21 protein-coding genes are annotated in these 20,491 nt (G+C 74.6%); 10 read left to right on the forward strand and 11 right to left on the reverse strand.

Features of this window, described 5'->3' with window-relative positions; translation table 11 throughout:
* Positions 1-75: 75 nt before the first annotated feature.
* From dctP to K1J50_RS05055, 3 genes are read left to right on the forward strand one after another with little or no spacing between them, the layout of a single operon-like run.
* Positions 76-1,095, forward strand: coding sequence for a TRAP transporter substrate-binding protein DctP (gene dctP, locus K1J50_RS05045; protein WP_220116347.1), 1,020 nt, complete (start codon positions 76-78; stop codon positions 1,093-1,095).
* Positions 1,092-1,634, forward strand: coding sequence for a TRAP transporter small permease (locus K1J50_RS05050; RefSeq protein WP_220116348.1), 543 nt, complete (start codon positions 1,092-1,094; stop codon positions 1,632-1,634). The genes dctP and K1J50_RS05050 overlap by 4 nt, the downstream gene beginning before the upstream one ends.
* Before the next feature lie 7 nt (positions 1,635-1,641).
* The gene (locus K1J50_RS05055; RefSeq protein WP_220116349.1) at positions 1,642-2,922 is read left to right on the forward strand and encodes a TRAP transporter large permease; all 1,281 of its coding nucleotides are present in this window, start codon (positions 1,642-1,644) and stop codon (positions 2,920-2,922) included.
* A gap of 30 nt (positions 2,923-2,952) precedes the next feature.
* Here K1J50_RS05055 and K1J50_RS05060 read toward each other — a convergent pair whose 3' ends face one another.
* The 3 genes from K1J50_RS05060 to K1J50_RS05070 all read right to left on the reverse strand — a co-directional run bounded on the left by K1J50_RS05060 (position 2,953) and on the right by K1J50_RS05070 (position 5,280).
* On the reverse strand, positions 2,953-3,513 hold the full coding sequence (locus K1J50_RS05060; RefSeq protein ID WP_220116350.1) for a carboxymuconolactone decarboxylase family protein: 561 nt from the start codon (positions 3,511-3,513) through the stop codon (positions 2,953-2,955).
* A gap of 98 nt (positions 3,514-3,611) precedes the next feature.
* On the reverse strand, positions 3,612-4,187 hold the full coding sequence (locus K1J50_RS05065) for a peroxiredoxin (protein WP_220116351.1): 576 nt from the start codon (positions 4,185-4,187) through the stop codon (positions 3,612-3,614).
* A 181-nt stretch (positions 4,188-4,368) separates the two neighbouring features.
* Entirely contained in the window at positions 4,369-5,280 is a 912-nt protein-coding gene (locus K1J50_RS05070) for a manganese catalase family protein (RefSeq protein ID WP_220116352.1), read from the reverse strand.
* 145 nt (positions 5,281-5,425) lie between these two features.
* Between K1J50_RS05070 and K1J50_RS05075 the strand changes: the two genes are divergently transcribed.
* The 7 genes from K1J50_RS05075 (at position 5,426) to glcF (ending at position 13,300) form a co-directional block, all read left to right on the forward strand.
* On the forward strand, positions 5,426-6,331 hold the full coding sequence (locus K1J50_RS05075; RefSeq protein ID WP_220116353.1) for a hydrogen peroxide-inducible genes activator: 906 nt from the start codon (positions 5,426-5,428) through the stop codon (positions 6,329-6,331).
* A 32-nt stretch (positions 6,332-6,363) separates the two neighbouring features.
* Positions 6,364-7,614, forward strand: coding sequence for a 3-sulfinopropanoyl-CoA desulfinase (gene acdA, locus K1J50_RS05080; RefSeq protein ID WP_220116354.1), 1,251 nt, complete (start codon positions 6,364-6,366; stop codon positions 7,612-7,614).
* Between the two features lie 72 nt (positions 7,615-7,686).
* Positions 7,687-7,812, forward strand: a complete 126-nt coding sequence (ykgO, locus tag K1J50_RS05085) for a type B 50S ribosomal protein L36 (RefSeq protein WP_220116355.1) — start codon at positions 7,687-7,689, stop codon at positions 7,810-7,812.
* A gap of 181 nt (positions 7,813-7,993) precedes the next feature.
* Positions 7,994-9,451, forward strand: a complete 1,458-nt coding sequence (locus tag K1J50_RS05090) for an FAD-linked oxidase C-terminal domain-containing protein (protein WP_220116356.1) — start codon at positions 7,994-7,996, stop codon at positions 9,449-9,451.
* The gene (gene glcE / locus K1J50_RS05095; protein WP_220116357.1) at positions 9,448-10,647 is read left to right on the forward strand and encodes a glycolate oxidase subunit GlcE; all 1,200 of its coding nucleotides are present in this window, start codon (positions 9,448-9,450) and stop codon (positions 10,645-10,647) included. Before K1J50_RS05090 ends, glcE begins: the two co-directional genes overlap by 4 nt.
* A gap of 113 nt (positions 10,648-10,760) precedes the next feature.
* The gene (locus K1J50_RS05100; RefSeq protein WP_220116358.1) at positions 10,761-11,585 is read left to right on the forward strand and encodes a hypothetical protein; all 825 of its coding nucleotides are present in this window, start codon (positions 10,761-10,763) and stop codon (positions 11,583-11,585) included.
* 368 nt (positions 11,586-11,953) lie between these two features.
* Positions 11,954-13,300, forward strand: a complete 1,347-nt coding sequence (glcF, locus tag K1J50_RS05105; protein ID WP_220116359.1) for a glycolate oxidase subunit GlcF — start codon at positions 11,954-11,956, stop codon at positions 13,298-13,300.
* A gap of 328 nt (positions 13,301-13,628) precedes the next feature.
* Here glcF and K1J50_RS05110 read toward each other — a convergent pair whose 3' ends face one another.
* From K1J50_RS05110 to narI, 8 genes are all read right to left on the reverse strand, one after another.
* Positions 13,629-15,011 carry an MFS transporter gene (locus K1J50_RS05110; RefSeq protein ID WP_220116360.1) on the reverse strand — a complete coding sequence of 461 codons (1,383 nt, stop codon included), beginning with the start codon at positions 15,009-15,011 and terminating at the stop codon, positions 13,629-13,631.
* A 30-nt stretch (positions 15,012-15,041) separates the two neighbouring features.
* Positions 15,042-16,070, reverse strand: coding sequence for a zinc-dependent alcohol dehydrogenase family protein (locus K1J50_RS05115; RefSeq protein WP_220116361.1), 1,029 nt, complete (start codon positions 16,068-16,070; stop codon positions 15,042-15,044).
* A gap of 101 nt (positions 16,071-16,171) precedes the next feature.
* Positions 16,172-16,519, reverse strand: a complete 348-nt coding sequence (locus K1J50_RS05120; protein ID WP_220116362.1) for a carboxymuconolactone decarboxylase family protein — start codon at positions 16,517-16,519, stop codon at positions 16,172-16,174.
* 43 nt (positions 16,520-16,562) lie between these two features.
* On the reverse strand, positions 16,563-17,750 hold the full coding sequence (locus K1J50_RS05125) for an NnrS family protein (RefSeq protein WP_220116363.1): 1,188 nt from the start codon (positions 17,748-17,750) through the stop codon (positions 16,563-16,565).
* Positions 17,751-17,766: 16 nt separating this feature from the next.
* Positions 17,767-18,390, reverse strand: coding sequence for a carbonic anhydrase (locus tag K1J50_RS05130; RefSeq protein WP_220116364.1), 624 nt, complete (start codon positions 18,388-18,390; stop codon positions 17,767-17,769).
* 65 nt (positions 18,391-18,455) lie between these two features.
* On the reverse strand, positions 18,456-18,998 hold the full coding sequence (locus K1J50_RS05135) for a hemerythrin domain-containing protein (RefSeq protein WP_220116365.1): 543 nt from the start codon (positions 18,996-18,998) through the stop codon (positions 18,456-18,458).
* A gap of 15 nt (positions 18,999-19,013) precedes the next feature.
* Positions 19,014-19,772: a peptidylprolyl isomerase gene (locus K1J50_RS05140; protein ID WP_220116366.1), complete on the reverse strand. Its 759-nt coding sequence runs from the start codon at positions 19,770-19,772 to the stop codon at positions 19,014-19,016.
* 13 nt (positions 19,773-19,785) lie between these two features.
* Positions 19,786-20,484, reverse strand: coding sequence for a respiratory nitrate reductase subunit gamma (gene narI / locus K1J50_RS05145; RefSeq protein WP_220116367.1), 699 nt, complete (start codon positions 20,482-20,484; stop codon positions 19,786-19,788).
* Positions 20,485-20,491 lie beyond the last annotated feature (7 nt).

Here is a 20,491-nt window from a genome sequence, read left to right on the forward strand (position 1 = left end):
CGCCGCCTCGCCCAAACCTGCGCCGGAACGGATCCCGCGCGGCACCGCCGCCGGGACCTTCGGGAGAACGACGCCATGCCGAGCCGCCGCGGCCTCCTCCTCGCCGCCCTGCCGGGTGCCGCCGCCCTCGCCGCGCCGGCGCTGATCCGCGCCGCCCGCGCCCAGGGCGTCCCCGCCGTCATGCGCCTTTCGCATCAGTATCCGCCGGCGCACCACAATGCCCGCGTCATCGCCGCCTTCGCCGAGGACGTTGCGCGGCGCTCGGGCGGCAGCGTGCAGGTGCAGGTCTTCCCCGCCGAGCAGCTCGCCAAGGCGGGCGAGAACTTCCCCGGCGTCGCGCGCGGCGCCTTCGAGGCGGCGGCGGCGGTGAACTTCCAGTGGGGCACCACCATCCCGGAAATGAACGCCCCCACCATCCCCTACCTCTTCACCGACCTCGCGCGCATCCGCAGGTTCATCGCCGGCTCGGAAGCGGCGAAATTCCTCGAGGGGCTGCTGGAGCGGCGCCAGGTGCGCAACCTGATGTGGCTCTACACCACGCGGATGAGCATCTTCACCTCCAACCGCAAGCCGATCGTCTCGGTCGAGGACTTCCGCGGCCTCAAGATCCGCGGCCTCAACCCGCTGACCGACCACGCGCTGAGCGCGGTGGGGGCCGCCCCCTCCGCCATGCCGGGGCCGGAGGTGCCGCAGGCGCTGCAGTCGGGCGTGCTCGACGCCGGCCTCACCGACGTCTCCGCCGCCGTCTCGCGCCGCTACTACGAATTCCAGCGCTACGGCACCGTCGCCCCCTACTTCGCGGTGATCAGCCACGTCTATGTCAACCCGCGCTGGTGGAACGGCCTCAGGCCGGAGCAGCGCCAGGCGATCGAGGCCGCGGCGCGCCAGGCCGAGCAGGACCAGATCGGCGTCACCGAGGAGACCGCCGCCGCCGCCGTCGGCGAACTGCGCGCGAGGGGCATGACCATCCACGAGCAGACGCCGGAGGAGGCCGAGGCGTGGAAGGCCCGCATGCAGCCGCCGGTGATGGAGGCCTTCCTGCGCCTCGCGCCGGAGAACGGGCGGCGCGTGCTCGAGCTGATGCAGGCGCTGTGAGGGCGCTGGAGCGCCTCTCGGCGCTGGCCGCGCGCCTCGCCGGCGCCGTCGCGTCGCTGGCGACGGTGCTGTGCCTCGCGCTGATCTGCTGGTCGGTGGCGGCGCGCTACCTGTTCGGCGCGCCGCAGCCCTGGATCGACAAGGCGGCGGGCTGGCTGGTGGTGGCCCTGGTGCTGCTCGGCGCGCCCGAGGCGCAGCGACGCTTCGAGCACATCGGGGTGGACATCGCCGTCGGCCGGATCGGCCCGCGCCTCGCGCGGCTCGCGCGCCTGCTCGGCGTGGTGTCGGTGGCCGCGGTGGCGGCGATCCTGCTCGACGCTGGCCTCGAGGCGGTCGCCTTCAGCCGCCTGGTCGGCCTGATGACCGACATCGAGGGCGTGCCGCAGTGGTGGATCCACGCTCTGTTGCCGATCGGCGCTTCGGTGCTGCTGCTGGTCGCGCTCGTGCAGGCGCTGGCGCTGCTTGCCGGGCGCGAGCCGCCCTGCCTGCCGCACGACGAGGACGGGTTGCCGCGCGACAGCCTCGCGCGCGGGGAGTAGCGCCGGCGTGACCTTCCTGCTGCTGCTCGCGGCGCTGATCGCGCTGCTCTATCTCGGCCTGCCGATGTTCGCGGCGCTGTTCCTGCTGCCGCTCGCAATGCTGCTGTGGGTCGAGGGCGGCCTGCCGGCGCTCGGCGAGCTGGTGGTCGGCCAGCTCGACGGCTACCTGCTGGTGGCGATCCCGCTCTTCATGCTGATGGCGCACGTGATGGTTCGCGGGCGGGTGGTGGACGACCTCTACGGCGCCGCCTTCGCGCTGCTGCGGCGCGTGCGCGGCGGGGTCGGCATCGCGACCGTCGCCGCCTGCACCGTGTTCGCCGCGATCAGCGGCTCCTCGGTCGCCACCGCGCTGACGGTGGGCAAGATCGCCATCCCGCAGATGCTGCGCTACGGCATGTCGCGCCGTGGGGCGTTCGGCGTGGTGGCGGGGGGCGGGACGCTCGGCATCCTGATCCCGCCCTCGGCGCCGATGGTGCTCTACGCCTACGTGACGGAGAGCTCGGTCGGCGCGCTGTTCCTCGCCGGCGTGGTGCCGGGGCTGATGATGGCGGCGATGTTCGCGGCCTGGGTCTTCCTCACCGAGGGCCACGCCAAGGCGCCGCCCGGCGACCCGCCGCCGGCGCGCGCCTCCGCCGCCTTGCGCCGCGCCGGCTGGAGCCTGACGCTGCCCTTCTTCGTCCTGGGCGGCATCTACTTCGGCGTCTTCACCGCGACCGAGGCGGCGGGCACCGGCACGCTCTGGGCGCTGATCGTCGCCGCGCTGATCTACCGCGCGCTTTCCTGGCGCGACCTGCTCGAGGGAGTGCAGGAGGCGACGCGCACCTCGGCGATGCTGCTGATGATCATCGCCGGCGCCGCGATCTACGGCTACATGCTGACCAAGCTGCGCGTGCCGCAGGAGCTGGTGGCGCTGGTCGCCGATCTCGGGCTCGGCCGCACCGGGTTCCTGGTGGCGATGATGGTGCTGCTGTTCCTGCTCGGCCTGGTGCTGGAGAGCTTCTCGATCATCCTCCTCACCATGCCGGCGATCCTGCCGGTGATGGCCGGGCTCGGCATCGACAAGGTGTGGTACGGGGTGCTGCTGACGCTCAGCCTGGAGATGGCGCTGATCAGCCCGCCGGTGGCGATGAACCTGGTGGTCATCAAGGCGATCACCGGCGCGCCGCTCGCCGAGGTCAACCGCAGCATCCTGCCCTACATGCTGATGCTGGCGCTGGGGACGGCGCTGCTGATCGCCTTCCCGGGCATCGCGCTCTGGCTTCCGCGCCAGGCGGGATACGGCGGCTGAGCGCCCCGCCCCCGCCCGGGCGCGGGGGCGCTACGCCGCCTGCGCGACCGCCGCCGGCGCGGCGCCGCCGAGGGCCGCCTCGGCGTCCAGCACCGTCGCCACCGCATGCACCACGGCGGCGATGCGCACCGCGGCCTGCACCTGCTCCTTCGACAGGCCGGCCTCGCGCACCACCCTCTCGTGCGCCTCCATGCACGCGCCGCAGCCGTTGACGGCCGAGACGGCGAGCGACCAGAGCTCGAAATCTGCCTTCTCCACCCCCGGGCGGGCGATCACGTTCATGCGCAGCCGCGCCGGCATGGAGCGGTAGTCGCCGCCGACCAGGTGGGTGAAGCGGTAATAGACGTTGTTCATGCCCATGATCGCCGCCGCGGCCTTGGCGGCGTTCAGCGCCTCGGGCGAGAGGCGTGGGGCGAATTCGGCGGCGATCGCCGCGGCGACCTCGGCGTTGCGCGCGGCGAGCGCGGCGGCGAGGAAGGTTCCGGCGAGCTGCTGCGGCGTCAGCGCCGGCTCGGCGGCGAGGGCCGAGAGGTTGAGCTTCAGGTCCTTGGCGTAGTCGGGCAGGCGGTTGCGCAGGGCTTCGAGCGACATGGCGGACGGTTCCTTGGGTCCGGAAGGGGCGGGGGCTGGCGCGCGCAGCGGCGCCGCGCGGGGGCGGGGCGGGCCGGGGGCGCCCGGCCCGCCCGCGCTCACGCCGCCTGGCCGAACAGCTCCTCGGGCTTCAGCGTCTCCTTGCCCTTCTCCCAGTTGCAGGGGCAGAGCTCGTCGGTCTGCAGCGCGTCGAGCACGCGCAGCACCTCCTGCGGGTTGCGCCCGACGTTCAGCCCATAGACCGACACCCACTGGATCGTCCCGGCGGGGTCCACGATGAAGGTCGCGCGCAGCGGCACGCCCTCGGCCTTGTCGAGGATGCCGAGGGCCGAGGACAGCTCGCGCTTCACGTCGGCGAGCATCGGGATCGCGAGGTCGCGGATGTCGTCGTTGTGAAGGCGCCAGTTGAGGTGCACGAACTCGCTGTCGGTGCTGACGCCGTAGACCACCGCGTCGCGGTCCGCGAACTCGCCGGCGAGCTTGCCGAAGGCCGCGATCTCGGTCGGGCAGACGAAGGTGAAGTCCTTCGGCCAGAAGAACACGACCTTCCACTTGCCGGGATCGGACTCGCTGGTGATCTCGGCGAAGGACCGGCCGGGCCCGCCGAGGCCCTCCTTGCCGGCCTTCACCGCGGTCAGCCGGAAGGCCGGAAACTTGTCGCCAACGGTCAGCATGCGTGCGCTCACTCCGATTGTCGGGGAAACGGGCGCCCCGGGCGCCTCGCGAGCGCATATGCTGCGGCGCAGCAGGATGGGCAAATGAATAGTTTTGTTCGTGATGATCGGAATATTCCATCATTCCCGGCCGGAGCGGCAGCGCCCGGTCCCGCCGGACCGGGCGCCCGCCGCGCGGCCGTCATCCGCTCGCCTTCTGGTAGAGCTTCCGCGCGATCTCCAGGATCTCCTCCGGGTGATAGTCCGGGATGAAGGCCTGGGCGACGCCTTCGAGCTGGTATTGCGGGCCGCCGGTGGGCGGGCCGTCGGTCACCTCGAGCGGCCCCGACCCGTCGAGCGCCTGGCCCTGCCAGATGGCGCGGATCTCGTCGAAGTCGGTGGTGCTGAAGCGGTAGAGCCGGCGGTGCGAGCCCTCCTCCAGGAACTTCCGGCTCTCCGGGATCTCCTCTGCCCGGATGTTCGGGATCGGCAGCATCTTCTTCATGTCCACGCCGGTGAGCTGCTCGAGCGCCCGCGCGTAGGCCTCGGCGTGCACGCCGCCGCGCGTGAACAGGTAGCCGAGCATGCGCCGCGCCGCCGGGTTGTCCGTCATCTGATAGACGCGGAGCTTCACCGTGCGCGCGCCGTTCTCGAGGAAGAAGTTGTGCAGCAGGTCGAGGATCAGGTTGCCCGAGTTGAAGATGTAGTCGCCCCGCCAGGGCTGGCCGAGCGCATTCGCCGCCATGATCCCGTGCGGCCCGTTGATATGGAAGCTCGGGCCGGCGCCGGCGGCGGTCTTGAACGGGTCGGCGAAGGGCGCCTCGCCCTTGGCGGTGTCGCCCTTCGGCTCGATGCCGTGGAGCAGGGCGTTCACCGTCGCGCCGACCAGCTCGATGTGGCCGAGCTCCTCGGTCGCGATGTTGGCGATCAGCGCGTAGAACGGGCGCAGCTTGTCGCGCTGGCGGAAGTTGAAGCTCTGGTACATGTAGGTGTTGAGCGTCGTCATCTCGCCGAAGCGCCCGCCCATCAGCTCCTGCACCGCGGCGGCGGCGCTCGGGTCCGGCCTGGTCGGCATCGGCATCTCGACCTGCAGCCGGTCGATTCTCAGGAACATGGCATGCCTCCCTTGCAGAGCCGCGGCGGCGCGGAGGCCGGCGGTCCGCTGGCCGGCCGCCTGCCTGGCCGCAGCGGGTCGAGGGTGGCGATCCGCGGCGCAACGTTCTAATGAATAATGTCAACGCTTTTCATCGAGCGGACCGATGACGCCGCTGCCGTCCCCCCGTCAGCTCCGCTACCTCGTCGCCCTCGCCGAGCACGGGCATTTCGGCCGCGCCGCCGCGGCCTGCGCCGTCACCCAGTCCACCCTCTCGGCCGGGATCATCGCGCTGGAGCAGCAGCTCGATGCCGCGCTGCTGGAGCGCACCGGCGCCAAGCGCCCGGTCTTCACCCCGCTCGGCCTCGAGATCGTGGCGCGCGCCCGCGCCGCGCTCGGTGCCCTGGAGGCGGTGGTGGAGACCGCCGCCGCGGCGCGCGAGCCGCTGAGCGGCCCGCTGCGCCTCGGCATCATTCCGACCATCGGGCCCTTCCTGCTGCCGCGCCTGATGCCGCGGCTGCGCGACCGATTCCCGCGCCTCAAGCTCTGGCTGCGCGAGGATTTGACCGAGCGGCTGGTGGAGGCGCTGGAGGGCGGCCGCCTCGACCTCCTCCTCCTCGCGCTGCCCTGCGCCTGCGGCGAGGCGGAGACCGAGCCGCTCGCCCTCGATCCCTTCCTCGCCGCCCTGCCCGAGGACCACCGGCTGGCCGCGCGCGAGCGGGTGCCGGTCGCCGCCCTCGGCGCGGAGCGGCTGCTGCTGCTCGAGGACGGCCACTGCCTGCGCGAGCATGCGCTCGACGCCTGCGGCCTGCCGGGCGCGGCGGCGGGCGAGGCCTTCGCCGCCACCTCGCTCTACACCCTGGTGCAGATGGTCGCGAGCGGCCTCGGGGTGACGCTGGTGCCGCGGCTTGCGGTGCGCGGCGGCGTCCTTGCCGGCGCCCCGGTGGCGGTGCGCCCGCTCGATCGCGAGGTCGGGCGCAGGCTCGGCCTCGCCTGGCGCGCCCGCAGCCCGCGCGCGGCGGAGTTCCGCGGCCTCGCGCCCACCATTGCCGAGGCGATCGCCGCCGAGTAGCAACGCGGCGGGCCGGCGGAGGAGGGCGCGAGATGGCGGCTGCCGAGACGACCGATGCGGATGGCCTGACCGCGGCGCAGCGGCATCTGCGCGACCGCGCCCGCGAGCTGGCGCGCGAGGCCGCCGCCCAGGCCGCGGAGACCGACCGCAGCGAGCAGTATCCCTGGCCGATGGTCCGCCGCCTGACCGAGGCGGGCTTCATGGGCATGACCATCCCCCGCGAATGGGGCGGGGCCGGTCTCTCTTATTTCGACGCGGTGCTGGCGATCGAGGAATTCTCCAGGGCCTGCGCCGTCTGCGGCCGCATCGTCGTCGAGGCCAACATGGGCGCGATCGGCGCCGTGATGGCCTACGGCACGCCGGAGCAGAAGCGCCTCGCCGCCGGCCTCGTCCTCGCCGGCGACAAGCCGGCGATCCTGATCACCGAGCCCGAGGCCGGTTCCGCCGCGACCGAGATGCGCACCCGCGCGGTGCGCCGCGGCGACGTGTGGGTGCTCGACGGCGACAAGACCTGGATCACCGGCGGCGGCGTCTCGCGCCTGCACCTCGTCTTCGCCCGCGCCGTCGAGGACGGCGAGGAGAAGGGCATCGGCGGCTTCCTCGTCGTGCGCGAGGGCGACGCCTTGCCGCCCGGCATGAGCGTGCGCCGCATCCCCTCGATGGGCCTGCGCGGGATGCCGGAGGCGGAGATCGCGCTGCGCGGCGTCGCGGTGCCCGACGCGATGGCGCTGCGCCCGCCCGGCGGCTGGGCGCGCGGCTTCGGGCGGCTGATGGACGCCTACAACGGCCAGCGCGTCGGCGCGGCGACGGTGGCGCTCGGCCTCGCCGCCGGCGCCTACGGGCACGCGCTCGACTACGCCAGGCGGCGCCGCCAGTTCGGCCGGCCGATCGCGGAATTCCAGGGCCTCTCCTGGATGCTCGCCGACATGGCGATCGAGATCGAGGCCGCGCGGGCGATGGTCTGGCGCGCCGCGCGCAGCGCCGGCCCGGCCGGCTTCCCCGATCGCCTCGCCGCCGCCCAGGCGAAGATCCTCGCCTCGGAGATGGCGATCCGGGTGACCAACGCGGCGCTGCAGGTCTGGGGCGCGGCCGGCTATTCGCGCGACAACCCGATGGAGCGCTACGTCCGCGACGCGCGCATGTTCGCCATCGCCGGCGGCACCGCGCAGGTGCTGCGCAACCAGGTCGCCGAGCAGATCCTCGGCCGCAAGCTGCCGCAGACGCGCGAGGGCGTGCTGCGGCTCGCGGCGGAGGAGGCGGCGGGCCGGGCGGCGGCGGAGTAGCGACGCCGCGCCGCCGGCTTGACCCGTCCCCCCGCCGACCCTAGAAGCCGCAGCCTTGCGAGGTGGCCACCGATGAAGATCCTCAACAGCCTGAAGACCGCCAAGACGCGCGACAAGAACTGCAAGCTCGTGCGCCGCAAGGGGCGGATCTACGTCATCAACAAGCTGAAGCCGCGGCTCAAGGCCCGGCAGGGCTGACCCGTCCCCGGCCGGGCCGCGCCTGGCCGGCGTTCGGGGCGGGGGCTGTGTCCGGGGCGGGGCCGGCGGAGGGTGCCGGGCCGGCCGCGGCGCGCTCCGCCGGCCCCGCCGCGTGCCGACTTGCTCCTCCGGCGGCGGCGCCACATCTTCGTCTCCGGCCCCCTTCCGGAGCCTGCCCGCCGTGATCGCCCTGCCGCCGCCGAAGCCGGAAATCCTCGCCCGCCGCGACGCGATCGTCGCCGCGCTGCGCGCCATCGTTCCCGGCGAGGGCGTCATCAGCGCCCCGCTCGAGCTCAAGCCCTACGAGACCGACGGCCTCACCGCCTACCGCCAGCCCCCGCTCGCGGTCGTGCTGCCCACCAGCACCGAACAGGTCGCCGCCGTGATGCGCTACTGCCACGCGAACGGCATCCGCGTGGTGCCGCGCGGGGCCGGCACCTCGCTCTCCGGCGGGGCGCTGCCGCTCGCGGACGCGGTGGTGATCGGCCTGATGCGGATGAACCGCATCCTCGAGGTGGACTACGACAACCGCCTCGCCGTGGTGGAGGCGGGCGTGACCAACCTCGGCATCACCGCCGCGGTCGCGGAGCGGGGCTTCTTCTACGCCCCCGACCCGTCCTCGCAGCTCGCCTGCATGATCGGCGGCAACGTGATGATGAACTCGGGCGGCGCGCACTGCCTGAAATACGGGGTGACGGCGAACAACCTGCTCGGGGTGAAATTCGTCACCGTCGAGGGCGAGGTGGTGGAGATCGGCGGCCGCCACCTCGACGCCGCGGGCTACGACTGGCTCGGCCTGATCACCGGCAGCGAGGGCCAGCTCGGCATCGTCACCGAGGTCACGGTGCGCATCCTGCCGAGCCCGGAGGGGGCGCGGGCGATGCTCGCCGCCTTCCGCTCGATCGAGGTCGCCGGCGCTGCGGTCGCCGCCATCATCGGCAGCGGCATCATCCCGGTCGCGCTCGAGTTCATGGACCGCCCCTGCATCCACGCCTGCGAGGCCTTCGCCCATGCCGGCTACCCGCTGGACGCGGAGGCGATGCTGATCATCGAGGTCGAGGGCAGCGAGGCCGAGCAGGACATGCTCCTCGGCCGCATCCGGGAGATCTGCGGACGCTTCGACCCGATCTCGCTGAGGGTCGCGCAGACCGCCGAGGAGAGCGCGGCGATCTGGAAGGGCCGCAAGGGCGCCTTCGGCGCCGTCGGCCGCATCTCGCCCGACTATCTCTGCATGGACGGCACCATCCCGACCTCCGAGCTGCCGCGCGTGCTCGGCCGCATCGCCGAGATGAGCCGCGCCTACGGCCTCCAGGTCGCCAACGTCTTCCACGCCGGCGACGGCAACCTCCATCCGCTGATCCTGTTCGACGCCAACGACCCCGAGAGCACGCGCAAGGCCGAGGCCTTCGGGGCGGACATCCTCAGGCTCTGCGTCGAGGTCGGCGGCTGCCTCACCGGCGAGCACGGCGTCGGCGTCGAGAAGCGCGACCTGATGGGGGTGCAGTTCCTGCCGCACGAGCTCGCCCAGCAGCGGCGGATCAAGGGCGCCTTCGACCCGGACTGGCTGCTGAACCCCTCGAAGGTCTTCCCGCTGGAGGGCGAGGGCGCCGCGCCCGCTCTCACCGCCCGCGCGGCATGAGCGCCGCGCTGCTCGCGCCGGACTCGGAGGAGGAGGTCGCCCGCGCCGTCGCCGCGGCAGCGGCCGCGGGCGAACCCCTCGCGATCGAGGGCAACGGCACGAAGCGCGCCCTGCTGCGCCCGGTCCAGGCGGCGCGCACCCTCTCCACCCGCAACCTCCGCGGCATCACGCTCTACCGGCCGCAGGAGCTCATCCTCTCCGCCCGCGCCGGCACCCCGCTGCCGGAGATCGAGGCGGCGCTCGCCGAGCACGGCCAGCACCTGATCGCCGAGCCGCCCGACACCCGCGCCCTGTTCGGCGCCGAGCTGCCGGCGACCCTCGGCGGCGTCGTCGCCGCCAACCTCTCCGGCCCGCGCCGGATCGCCTGGGGGGCGATGCGCGACCACGTGCTCGGCGTGCGCTTCGTCAACGGCGCGGGCGAGGTGATCCGCTCCGGCGGGCGGGTGCTGAAGAACGTCACCGGGCTCGACCTCTGCAAGCTGCTCACCGGCAGCTACGGCACGCTCGGCGTGCTCACCGAGATCACGCTCAAGGTCCTGCCGGCGCCGGAAGCCACCGGCAGCGTCGCGCTGCGCGTCCCCGACCTCGCCACCGGAGTCCGCGCCCTCGCCGCCGGTCTCGGCAGCCCCTTCGGCCCCACCGGGGCGGCCCTGCTGCCCGAGGGGGCGCCGGCCTTCGGCCTGGAGGGGACGACGGCGCTGCTGCGGATCGAGGACTTCGCGCCCTCGGTCGCCTATCGCCTCGACCGGCTGCGCGCGCTGCTCGCCCCCCTCGGCGCGCCGCGCCTGCTCGACGCCGAGACCAGCCGGGCCCTGTGGCGCCTGGTGCGCGAGGCGAGCCTGCTCGGCGCCGCTGCCGGGGAGGCGATCTGGCGCGTCTCCGTCCCGCCGACCGCCGGGCCGGCAGTCGCCGCGGCGCTGCGCGGGGCCTTCGCCGCCAGGCTGCTGCTGGACTGGGGTGGCGGCCTGGTCTGGGTCGCCGGGCCGGCGACCGAGGCGGCGCACGCCGCCGTCACGGCGGCGGCCCGCGCCGGCGGCGGCGTCTGGACCCTGTTCCGCGCCCCCGAACCCCTGCGCGCCGCGGTCGCGGTGCTGCCGGGGGAGCCGCCGCCGCTCGCCGCGATCGCCGCCCGGGTGAAGGCGGCGCTGGACCCCAAGGGCGTGCTCAATCCGGGCCGGATGCGGGCGGGGGCCTGATCCGTCGGCCCCGAGTCGGCCCTGCGGCCGTCATCGTCGCGCACAGAACATGCTGCGTTCGCGCTCGCATACATGTTATAAAGATATTATTGCGATCGTCGGTTCCCGTCGCCATGGCGCGGATCGTTCTTCTCGGCCTCACGCTCGTGTTCACCGCCTTCCCGGCGGTGGCGGCGCTGGGGCTGTGGGTCCTGCTGCCCGATCCGCAGAAGGTGCTCGGGGCGGGGCCGGGGGAGCTCGGCGCCTTGCTCGCCGGCTTGTTCGCCCCGCCGGCGCTCGCCTTCCTCGCCGCCGCCCATCTCCTGCAGCGGCGCGAGCTCGGCCTGCTGCGCGAGGCCGTCACCCGCAGCGCCGAGGCGCTGGCGCTGCAGCAGCAGCAGCTCGCCGTCGCGATCCGCGAGTACCGCACCCAGACGGACGTGCTGCGCGCGCAAGGCGAGCTCGCGAAGGAGGGCGTGCGCGTCGGGCGGCAACAGATCGAGGCGATCGGCCAGCACGCGCGGGAGACCCGGGCGCTGCGCCTGACGGCGGAATGGGACCTCACGGTGCGCGAGCTGACCATGCTGCTCACCGCGATGTTCCGCCTCGCCTTCGGCTGGCGGCGCGTGGGCGGCGATCCCGACGAGCCGACGCTCGAGGAGGTGCCGCTGCCCGGGCCGGAGGAGCTGGCGCTGCGCATCCTGCGCATGCTGCCGGCCTCGCCGCGCGAGGGCTGGACGCTGGAGATGGATCCGCGCTTCGCCCGCCACGCCCGGCGCTACATGGAGGTGTACGAGCGCTTCCTGGCCCGGCTGCCGAACCGGGCGGCGGCCGGAGGCATCGTCGACCGCGCCTTCTTCGAGGCCTCGATCTACGGGCAGATCCACGCGCGGCTGTCGCTGCTGCCCCGGCCGGCGGAGGCGGAGGCCGAGCCGGAGATCGGGGCGGCCGCCGACTGACCGCCCGCAAGGGCGGCGGCCATGCCGGCGGTCGCCGTCCAGCGCCGCGCCAGCTCTTGCCAGAGCGTCGTCGCGCCGTCGCGGCCGCTCCGGCGGGAAGGCGCCGCGGCGTCCCGCCACGCGGCATGGCACGGGATCGGTCGCTCGTCGTCCGGTCGCATGGGCCCGTCCTTCCCCTCTGGGCACCGCCAGCACACCGGCCCGGAGCGGCGAGGGAAGGGCTGTGCCGGGGCGGCACTGCGGCAGGCGCGGCGAAATGATGGCGGGCATCGCTTCCGCCGGCCGAGCGCGCGATTCGCGGCGGGCGCGCGGAGCCGCTACTAGAGGGAAGCAGGACGCGGCCCCCGGCCGCCCGCGAGGTTCACCGGATGCAGACCAGCTTCACGCCCGAGCAGCTCCGCGACCCGGACATCCGGGAGTCCAACCGCATCCTCCGCACCTGCGTGCATTGCGGCTTCTGCACCGCGACCTGCCCGACCTTCGTGCTGCTCGGCGACGAGCTCGACTCGCCGCGCGGGCGAATCTACCTCATCAAGGACATGCTGGAGAGCGGCCGCCCGGCGGCGCCGGAAGTGGTGAAGCACGTCGACCGTTGCCTCTCCTGCCTCTCCTGCATGACCACCTGCCCCTCCGGCGTGCACTACATGCACCTGGTGGACCACGCCCGCCGCGTCATCGAGGAGACCTATCGCCGCCCGCTGCCTGAACGCCTGCTGCGGCGCCTGCTGAGCCGGCTGCTGCCCTATCCGGCGCGGTTCCGCGCCGCGCTCCTCGCCGCGCGGCTCGGCCGGCGGCTGGCGCCGCTGGTGCCCGGCGCCTCGATGACCGCGCAGCGGCTGCGGGCGATGCTGCGCCTCGCCCCCGCCGCGCTGCCGCCGCCGAGCCCGATGCAGCGCCCGCAGGTGCACCGCGCCGCGGGGGAGCGCCGCGGGCGCGTGGCGCTGCTCACCGGCTGCGCCCAGCAGGTGCTCGCCCCCGCGATCAACGAGGCGACGATCCGCCTGCTCACCCGCCTGGGCGTCGAGGTGGTGGTGGCGCAGGGCGAGGGCTGCTGCGGCGCGCTCGACCACCACATGGGCCACCACGCCCCGGCGATGCGCCTTGCCCGCGCCAACATCGCGGCATGGAGCGCGGAGATGGAGGGGGAGGGGCTCGACGCGGTGGTGATCAACGCCTCGGGCTGCGGCACCATGGTCAAGGACTACGGCTTCCTGTTCCGGGAGGAGCCCGCGCCCTGGGCCGAACGCGCGGCGAAGGTCGCGGCGATCGCCAGGGACGTGAGCGAGGTGCTGGCGCGGTTCGGCTACGCGCCGGCGCGCGAGCCGCCTGGCCTCACCGTCGCCTACCAGGCGGCGTGCAGCCTGCAGCACGGGCAGCAGATCACGTCCCTGCCGAAGGAGTTGCTGCAGCGCGCCGGCTTCGCGGTGAGGGAACCCAGGGAGGCGCATCTCTGCTGCGGCTCGGCCGGCACCTACAACCTGCTGCAGCCGGAGATCGCGGGCCGCCTGCGCGAGCGCAAGCTCGGCCACCTGGAGCGGACGGGCGCCGACCTGATCGCCACCGGCAACATCGGCTGCCTCACGCAGCTCGCGGGCGGCGCCCTCCCCATCGTGCACACGGTGGAGCTGCTCGACTGGATGGCCGGCGGGCCGAAGCCCGAGGTCCTGGCACGGACGCGCGCCGCGCAGCGGGCGGCGGTGGCCGGGCCCGCCTGACCCTCTCCGGCGCGGTTTCGCGGGCCGCGGCCTGGCGCAGCCGGGGCGCCCGGACGCGCCGCACCCGGCGGCGACGGGCGACCTGATCGCCGTCGCGGACCACGGCGCGCGGCATCCGGGCCTCGTCACGCGGGAGCCGCCGCTGCCGCGCGGAGACCGTCTCCGGCGCCGGCGCTTTCATGGGGGCCGGGCCACCGGCGGTGGCGGCGCGTGCTCCCGGAGGCCTTCGCGCCGCATGGCCGCCCGGTCAAAGCGAGCGCCGCCGGATCGTCATCGTCGTCACCGCTGCGCCGGTGCCGTGCCGGGGACGGGTCCGCCCCGGGCCCGATCAGCCCACAGGCCGGTCGGCGCGCAGCCGCCTGCCCAGGCTCACCGCCCCGCCCGCCAGCGCGAAGCACGCGCCGAGCGCCAGCGCCGTGGCCGGCGCGGCCTGCGGCACGGCGAGGAAGGTCAGCCCGACCACCGTCGAGCCGAGCGTCTGCCCGCTCAGCCGCGCGGTGCCCTGCAGCCCGCCCGCGCCGCCGCTGCGCGCGCGGGGCGCCGCGCCGAGCATCGCGCGGTTGTTCGGTGTCTGGAACAGCCCGAAGCCCAGCCCGGCCAGCGCCAGCAGCGCGACGAAGCCGGCGGTTCCCGCCGCATGCGGCAGCGCCGCGAGCAGCGCGAGCCCCGTTGCCGTCAGCGCGCCGCCGATCGCGCAGAGGGTCGCGGTGGAGAACCGGTCCGACAGCCGCCCTGCCAGCGGCGCCACCAGCGCGACCGCGACCGCCCAGGGCGTGATGAGCAGCCCGGTCTCCACCTGGTCGCGCCCGAGATCGTGCTGGAGCAGGAAGGGCAGCGCGACGAAAGCCGTCATCTGCCCGGCGAAATTGCAGACCGAGGCGGCGACGGCGAGGCCGATCGCCGGCACCCGAAGCAGGTCGAGCGGCAGCAGCGGCGCCGGCGCGCCGGACTCGCGGCGCACCAGCGCCGCCCCGGCCGCGAGGCCGCCGCACAGCGCGACGACGCCGAGCACGGGCCGCGCCGCGAGCGCGTAGAGCCCGACGAAGACGAGGCCGAAGGCGGCGGCGTTGAGCAGGGCGGCCAGCGCGTCGAAGCGCCCGTCCGCCGCGCTCCGCGTCGCCGCGTCGCGCGGCAGGGCCGGCGCGCCGAGCGCCAGGCCGAGCAGCGCCAGCGGCAGGTTCACCAGGAACATCCACGGCCAGTCGGCGACCGCGAGCAGCGCCGCGGCGGCGCTCGGCCCCACCGCGGTCGAGATCGCCACCACCATCGCCGTGTTGCCGATGGCGCGGCCGAGCTGGGCATGGGGATAGCTGAAGCGGAGCAGCGCCGGCTGCACGCTCATCGTCGCCGCGCCGCCGAGCCCCTGCACGAACCGCGCCGCGATCAGCAGAGGCAGCGACGGCGCCAGCGCGCAGGCTGCCGACGCGAGGCCGAACGCGGCCGTGCCGGCGAGGAAGACGCGCCGGTGCCCGATCCGGTCGCCGAGCGCGGCGAAGGGCAGCATGGTGGCGACGACGGCGAGCTGGTAGGCATTGACGATCCACACCGTCGCCGCCGGATCGGCGGCGAGGTCGCGCGCGATGCCGGGCAGCGCGACATTGACCTGCGCCGCCAGCAGCACCGCCTGGGCGAGCACCAGCATCACCGCGAGCACCGCCCGGCGCCGCTGCGCCGGCGGCAGCCCGTCCTCCTGCGCGGCAGGCGCGTCCATCCGACGTCGGGCGGTCCGGTCGTGGCCGGCTCAGGCGATCCGGATCACCACCTTGCCGAAATGCGCCTGGCTCTCCAGGTGGCGATAGGCGTCGCGCGCCGCCTCGAAGGGGAAGACGCGGTCGATCACGGGCTGGATCGCGTGCAGCGCGATGGCGCGGTTCATCGTCTCGAACATCGCGCGCGAGCCGACATAGATGCCGCGCAGCAGCAGATTGCGGCGCATCAGCGGCGCCGGGTCTACCAGCCCGCCGGCGCCGGCGAGCGCCGCGCCGATCTGGTGGATCTGCCCGCCGAGCCGCGCGGCGCGGATCGAGCGCGGCAGGGTCCCGGGGCCGCCCACCTCGACGACATGATCCACGCCGCGTCCGCCGGTCAGCTCCAGCACCCGGTCCTGCCACTCCGGCTGGGCGCGGTAATTGACCCCGGCCGCGGCGCCGAATTCCGCCGCGCGGGCAAGCTTGGCGTCGCTCGAGGAGATCACGATCGGTCGCGCCCCGCCGATGCGTGCGAATTGCAGCGCGAAGACGGAGACGCCGCCGGTGCCGAGCAGCAGCACCGTCTCTCCCGGCTGCAGCGGCCGCGGTCCGCCGTACAGCGCGTTCCAGGCGGTGACGCCGGCGCAGGGCAGGGTGGCGCCGGCCTCGAAGGAGAGGTGGTCGGGCAGCCGGACCAGCGCGTCCTGCTCGAACAGCACGTATTCGGCCAGCACCCCATCGGTCGCGCCGCCGCCGAGCGCGACCGCCGCCACCTCCTCGGTGATCTCGCCGCCGAGCCAGCGCGGCATGAACAGGCCGGCGACGCGATCGCCGGGGGCGACGCGGGTGACGTCGGGCCCGATCTCGACCACCTCGCCGGCGCCGTCGGAGAGCGGCACCAGCCCCGGCTTCACGCCGCCGCCGCGGCCATAGCGCCCGGTCGCCACCATCAGGTCGCGGTAGTTGAGCGAGGCCGCGCGCATGCGCACCAGCACCTGGCCGCGCGCAGGCCGCGGCGTCTCGGCCTCGGTCAGGGTGAGGTCCTCGATCCGTTCCGCGCGGGGGAGCCTGTAGAGCCGCATCGCACCGATCCCTCCCGATCGCCTGTCCGGTCGTCCGGGGAGGGGCTTAAGCCGTGTCCGCCCCCGGCGCAACGGAGCGTGGCGGAGCGGCCGCGCCTCAGTCAGGTCGTCGTCAGGGGGGAGTGCCTGGGCTTGCCGATCACGTCCTCGATCCAGGTGAGCGCCGCCACCGCGCGCGGGAATCCGAGCGTCGGGATGGCGAGCAACGCCACCTGCCGCATCGCCTCCGGCGCGACGCCCTCCTCGAGGGCGCGGCGGCAATGCGAATGCACGCCGCCCTCCGACCCGGCACCGATGGCGAGCGCGAGCTTCACCAGGCGCTGCGTCTTCGCCTCGATCGGGCCGCTCGCGGCGCACGCGGCGCCGAGCGCGGCATAGGCGCGGTAGAGCTCGGGGTAGTCCTGCGCGACCCGGGCTGCGGCGGCGGGCAGGGGCGGGGGGTTCTGCATCGGGGGCTCCTTGTGCAGAGGGCGAAGGGGGAACGCGCTCCGGTCACCCCGGCTTCCCGTCGGGCCGCGGCGCAAGCAGCATCGGCGCGAACCCCCACAGGAACAGGGCGAAGGCCGCAAGCCACAGCGCGCCGGCGAGCGCCAGCCCGGCGCTGCCCGGCAGGACGAACGGGCCGAAGGCGCGCGCGAGCGCCGCGAGCGGCAGCAGCGCGTAGGCGAGCGCCGCGGAGGGGGGCGCGCGCAGCTCGCGCCCGGTGTGGCCGAGCGTGGCGCGGGTCATCACCGCGAGGATCATCAGCGCGATCGCGCCGATCGCCTGCACGTGCAGCCAGTTCGCCGCCCAGCCCGCGCCGGCCAGAAGATGCAGCGCCTTCAGCCCGAGCGCGACGGGGATGAACAGGTAGGCGAGATGCAGCACCCAGAGGATCGGCTGGTCGAGCGTAGCGAGGCCGTGCCAGCGCGACAGCCGGAGCAGCGCGAGCACGGCGGCCGCCGCGGCGACCGCGCCCGCGAGCGGCGTCTCCTCCGCCACCAGGTCCACCAAGGCGACGGCGAGCAGCGCCGCCACGGTCCCCGTGTCCACGCCCGGCAGCGGCCGCAGCGTGGCGTCCCGCCCCAGCTTGCGCAGCGCATTGACGGTGAAGGACGGCACGATGCGCCCGCCGATCAGCCCGACCAGCGCCAGGGCGAGGTTCAGCATCAGGTGCTCGCCCGTCTCGCCGGTGTCGTGGAACCAGCCGGCGGCGTCGCCGAGCATCAGCAGGTCGCCGACCCAGAAGCCGAGGACGAGGGCGGGCGGTCCGAACAGCCGCGCCCGGCCGGCTCGGATCAGCGCCGGCAGCACGGTCAGCAGCAGCACCGGCAGCGGCAGCAGCGCGAGCGCGGCGGCGAGGCCGATAGGAACCGGCGAGCCGGGCGCCAGCGCGAGGCGCGCGAGCACGAACAGCGCAACCGGCAGCACCAGCGGCGCGCCGCCATAGCCCGGGCGCCCCGTCCAGTTCGGCACGGCGGTCAGCAGGAAGCCCGACATCGCCGCGCCGACGAAGCCGGCCAGCATCTCGTGAGCATGCCAGTGCGGCAGCGGTCCCTCCGGCAGGGCGGCGCCATGCAGGGCGGCGACCCAGGCCGCGATCACGGCGACCGCCAGCAGTCCGGCGAGGAGGAAGAAGGGGCGGAACCCCTGCGCGAACAGCGCAAGGCCTGGCGGGCGGGAGGTGGCGGTTGCGTCCATGGCGCGTGAGCCTCGGTCAGACGGCGAGCGACGCGGCGGCGGCTTCCTCCCGCCGGCCGCTGGCGGCGAGCGGCACGCCCCAGCCGAAGCGGAAGGGCCAGCCGTGCAGGTCCGGACGCCCACCGGCCACGCGCTCCGATACGAACGGAGAGGTGGCGCGGCGATGCGGGCTTGCAAGCACCGTCGCCCGTTCGGCGAAACCGGCGGCGAGCGCGCGGCCCGCCTCGGTGGCCGGGTCCTTCCTCTCCGCGCACACCGCGGCGGCGACCTCGATCCGGTCGGAGACGAAGGCGAAGCGCCGCGCCACGTGGTCGTGCCCGGGCAGGCAGCGCACCCCGGCGCAGAAGGAATGGCCGAGCGCCGTGGCACAGCGCACGCCGAGGCCGGCGATGCCGAGGCCGATCGCCGCGGCCATGCCGCGCGGGTGCCGGTCCTCCTCGCAGGGCGGCACCGGCGCGGCGGCGTCGCGCACGACGCGGAGATCGCCCGGCGCGGCGCCGGTGACGACGGCGGGATCGGTGCGGCTGCCGGCGCGGGCGATGACCGTCGCCTCCGGGCGCTGTTTCCCGCGCAGCAGCGCGTCGTGCCGATCGGTGGCGGTCGCGAAGCGGTGCCGGCGGAGCCGCTCGAGACCCTGCACGAGCCGGCGCGGTGCGCCGTCGTCGGGAGAGGACGGAGCGGGCGGTCCACGCGGCGGCGGTTCGCTCAGACCCGCCGTCCGTCGCGGCGGGCGGCCATCTCCGCCCCCAGGGCGGCCATCGCCTCCGGGCCGAGGCAGCGCCGTGCCAGCGGCGCCAGCACCGACTCCTCGATGGCCAGGTGCCGGCGATGCCCCGCGGCGAATTCCCGCGCGATCTCGGGGAAGCCCGCCATCGGCGCGTGGCCCTCGGCGATGCGGCGCAGGCCGGAGACGAGGTCGGCGATCAGGCGGTGGTCGCGGCGGTGCTCCTCGCGCAGCCGCTCGAGGACGCCCTGCTCGTCATGGGCGGCGAGACGCGGATAGAGCGAGCGCTCTTCGTCGGCGACGTGCAGCGGCATCTCCTCCGTCAGCCAGACCAGCAGCACGGCGGCGAGGTCCCGCGCAGCACGCCCCTGGGGGTCGCGCGCGACCCGCTCGAGGTGGCCGAGCAGCACGGTCTGGCGCGCGTGCTCGGCGCTCAGGAAGGCGATCGGGTCGTCGAGCAGCGCCGGCTGAATCGGCGCCACATGGGCGCCGGAGACAGGGGGCGAGGGCTCGCCGGGGGGCATGGCCGAGCGGAGCTCCTATTGCACAAGGGGGCCGTCCGCGGCGCTGTGGTCGAGGGAGAAGCCCTCGATCCGCGCGCGCCGCGCAAGGAGGGCGATGTACTGGTGCACGGCGCGGCGCCAGCTCGCCTCGCGCAGCCAGGCCGCGATCCGCGGCGCGACCGTCTCGTAGGGCAGTTCGCGGCCGGGCTCGTGGCGCAGCAGGCGCAGGACGTGGAACCCGAAGCGCGTCGCGACCGGCGTGGGATGGATCCCGCCCGGCGCAAGCGCCCGCAGCGCCGCCTCGAACTCCGGCACGGTCGTGCCGGGCTCCACCAGGCCGAGGTCGCCTCCCTGCTCGCGCGAGGGGCAGGCGGACCGCTCCCGGGCGAGGGGGCCGAGCCGGTCCGGATCGGCCTGCACCTCCGCGAGCAGCGCGCGCGCCTCGGCCTCCGCGCTGCGGCGCGCCTCCGCGTCCTCGGGATCGGCGGCGATGAGGAGGTGCTGCGCGTGCCAGGCCTCCTGGCTGCGGAAGCGCCCGCGGTTGGCCTCGTACCAGCGGCGGCAGGTCGCCTCGTCCGCCTCCGGCACCGCGATCTCGGCGGCGAGGAGACGCGAGACCGCCTCCTCCTCCGCGCCGCCGAAGCCGCGCCGTTCGGCCTCGGCGAGCAGGAGCTGGCGCACCACCAGCGCCTGCGCCGCCGCATGCCAGGCCGCTTCCCGCGTGGGGGCGGGATGGTGCTGCATCTCCGCCGCGATCGCCCGGTCCGGGATCTCGACGCCATCCACGCGGATCATGGCGCGGACCCTCTCAGGCCGCGGTGCGGGCGCCGCCGCGCCGGCGCACGAGCTGGTAGGGCCGGAAGACGTAGCCGACCGGCGCCGACCAGATGTGCACCAGGCGCGAGAACGGGAACACGACGAACAGCGTCATCCCGAGCAGGAGGTGCGCCTTGAACACCCAGCCCACGTCGTCCAGGAAGGACGCCGCGTCGGCCCGGAAGGTGAGGATGTGCTGCGCCCAGTGCGAGAGCTGCATCATCACCTGCCCGTCGCGGTGCGCGAGCGAGAAGGGGATCGTCGCCAGGCCGAGCACGAGCTGCAGCCAGAGCAGCACCAGCACGGCGATGTCCATCGCGCTGGAGGTCTTGCGGATGCGCGGGTCGTAGAGCCGGCGGTGCAGCAGCATCGTCAGGCCGACGAAGCAGACGACGCCGGCGATGCCGCCCGAGACGATCGCCAGCATCTGCTTCTGCTCGGCGGTGATGACCAGGCTGTAGATCTCGTGCGGCGTCAGCAGCCCGACCGTGTGGCCGAACAGCAGGAACAGGATGCCGATGTGGAACAGGTTGCTGCCGACGCGGAGCTGCCGCGCGCGCAGGAGCTGCGAGGAGCCGCTGCGCCAGGAGTACTGCTCCCGCTCGAACCGCACCAGGCTGCCGAGCAGGAACACGGTCAGCGCGATGTAGGGGTAGATGCCGAAGGCGAGGGTGTGCAGGAAATCGGACATGGCGGGG

It is taken from the genome of Caldovatus aquaticus (assembly GCF_019458025.1).
Classification (GTDB): domain Bacteria; phylum Pseudomonadota; class Alphaproteobacteria; order Acetobacterales; family Acetobacteraceae; genus Caldovatus; species Caldovatus aquaticus.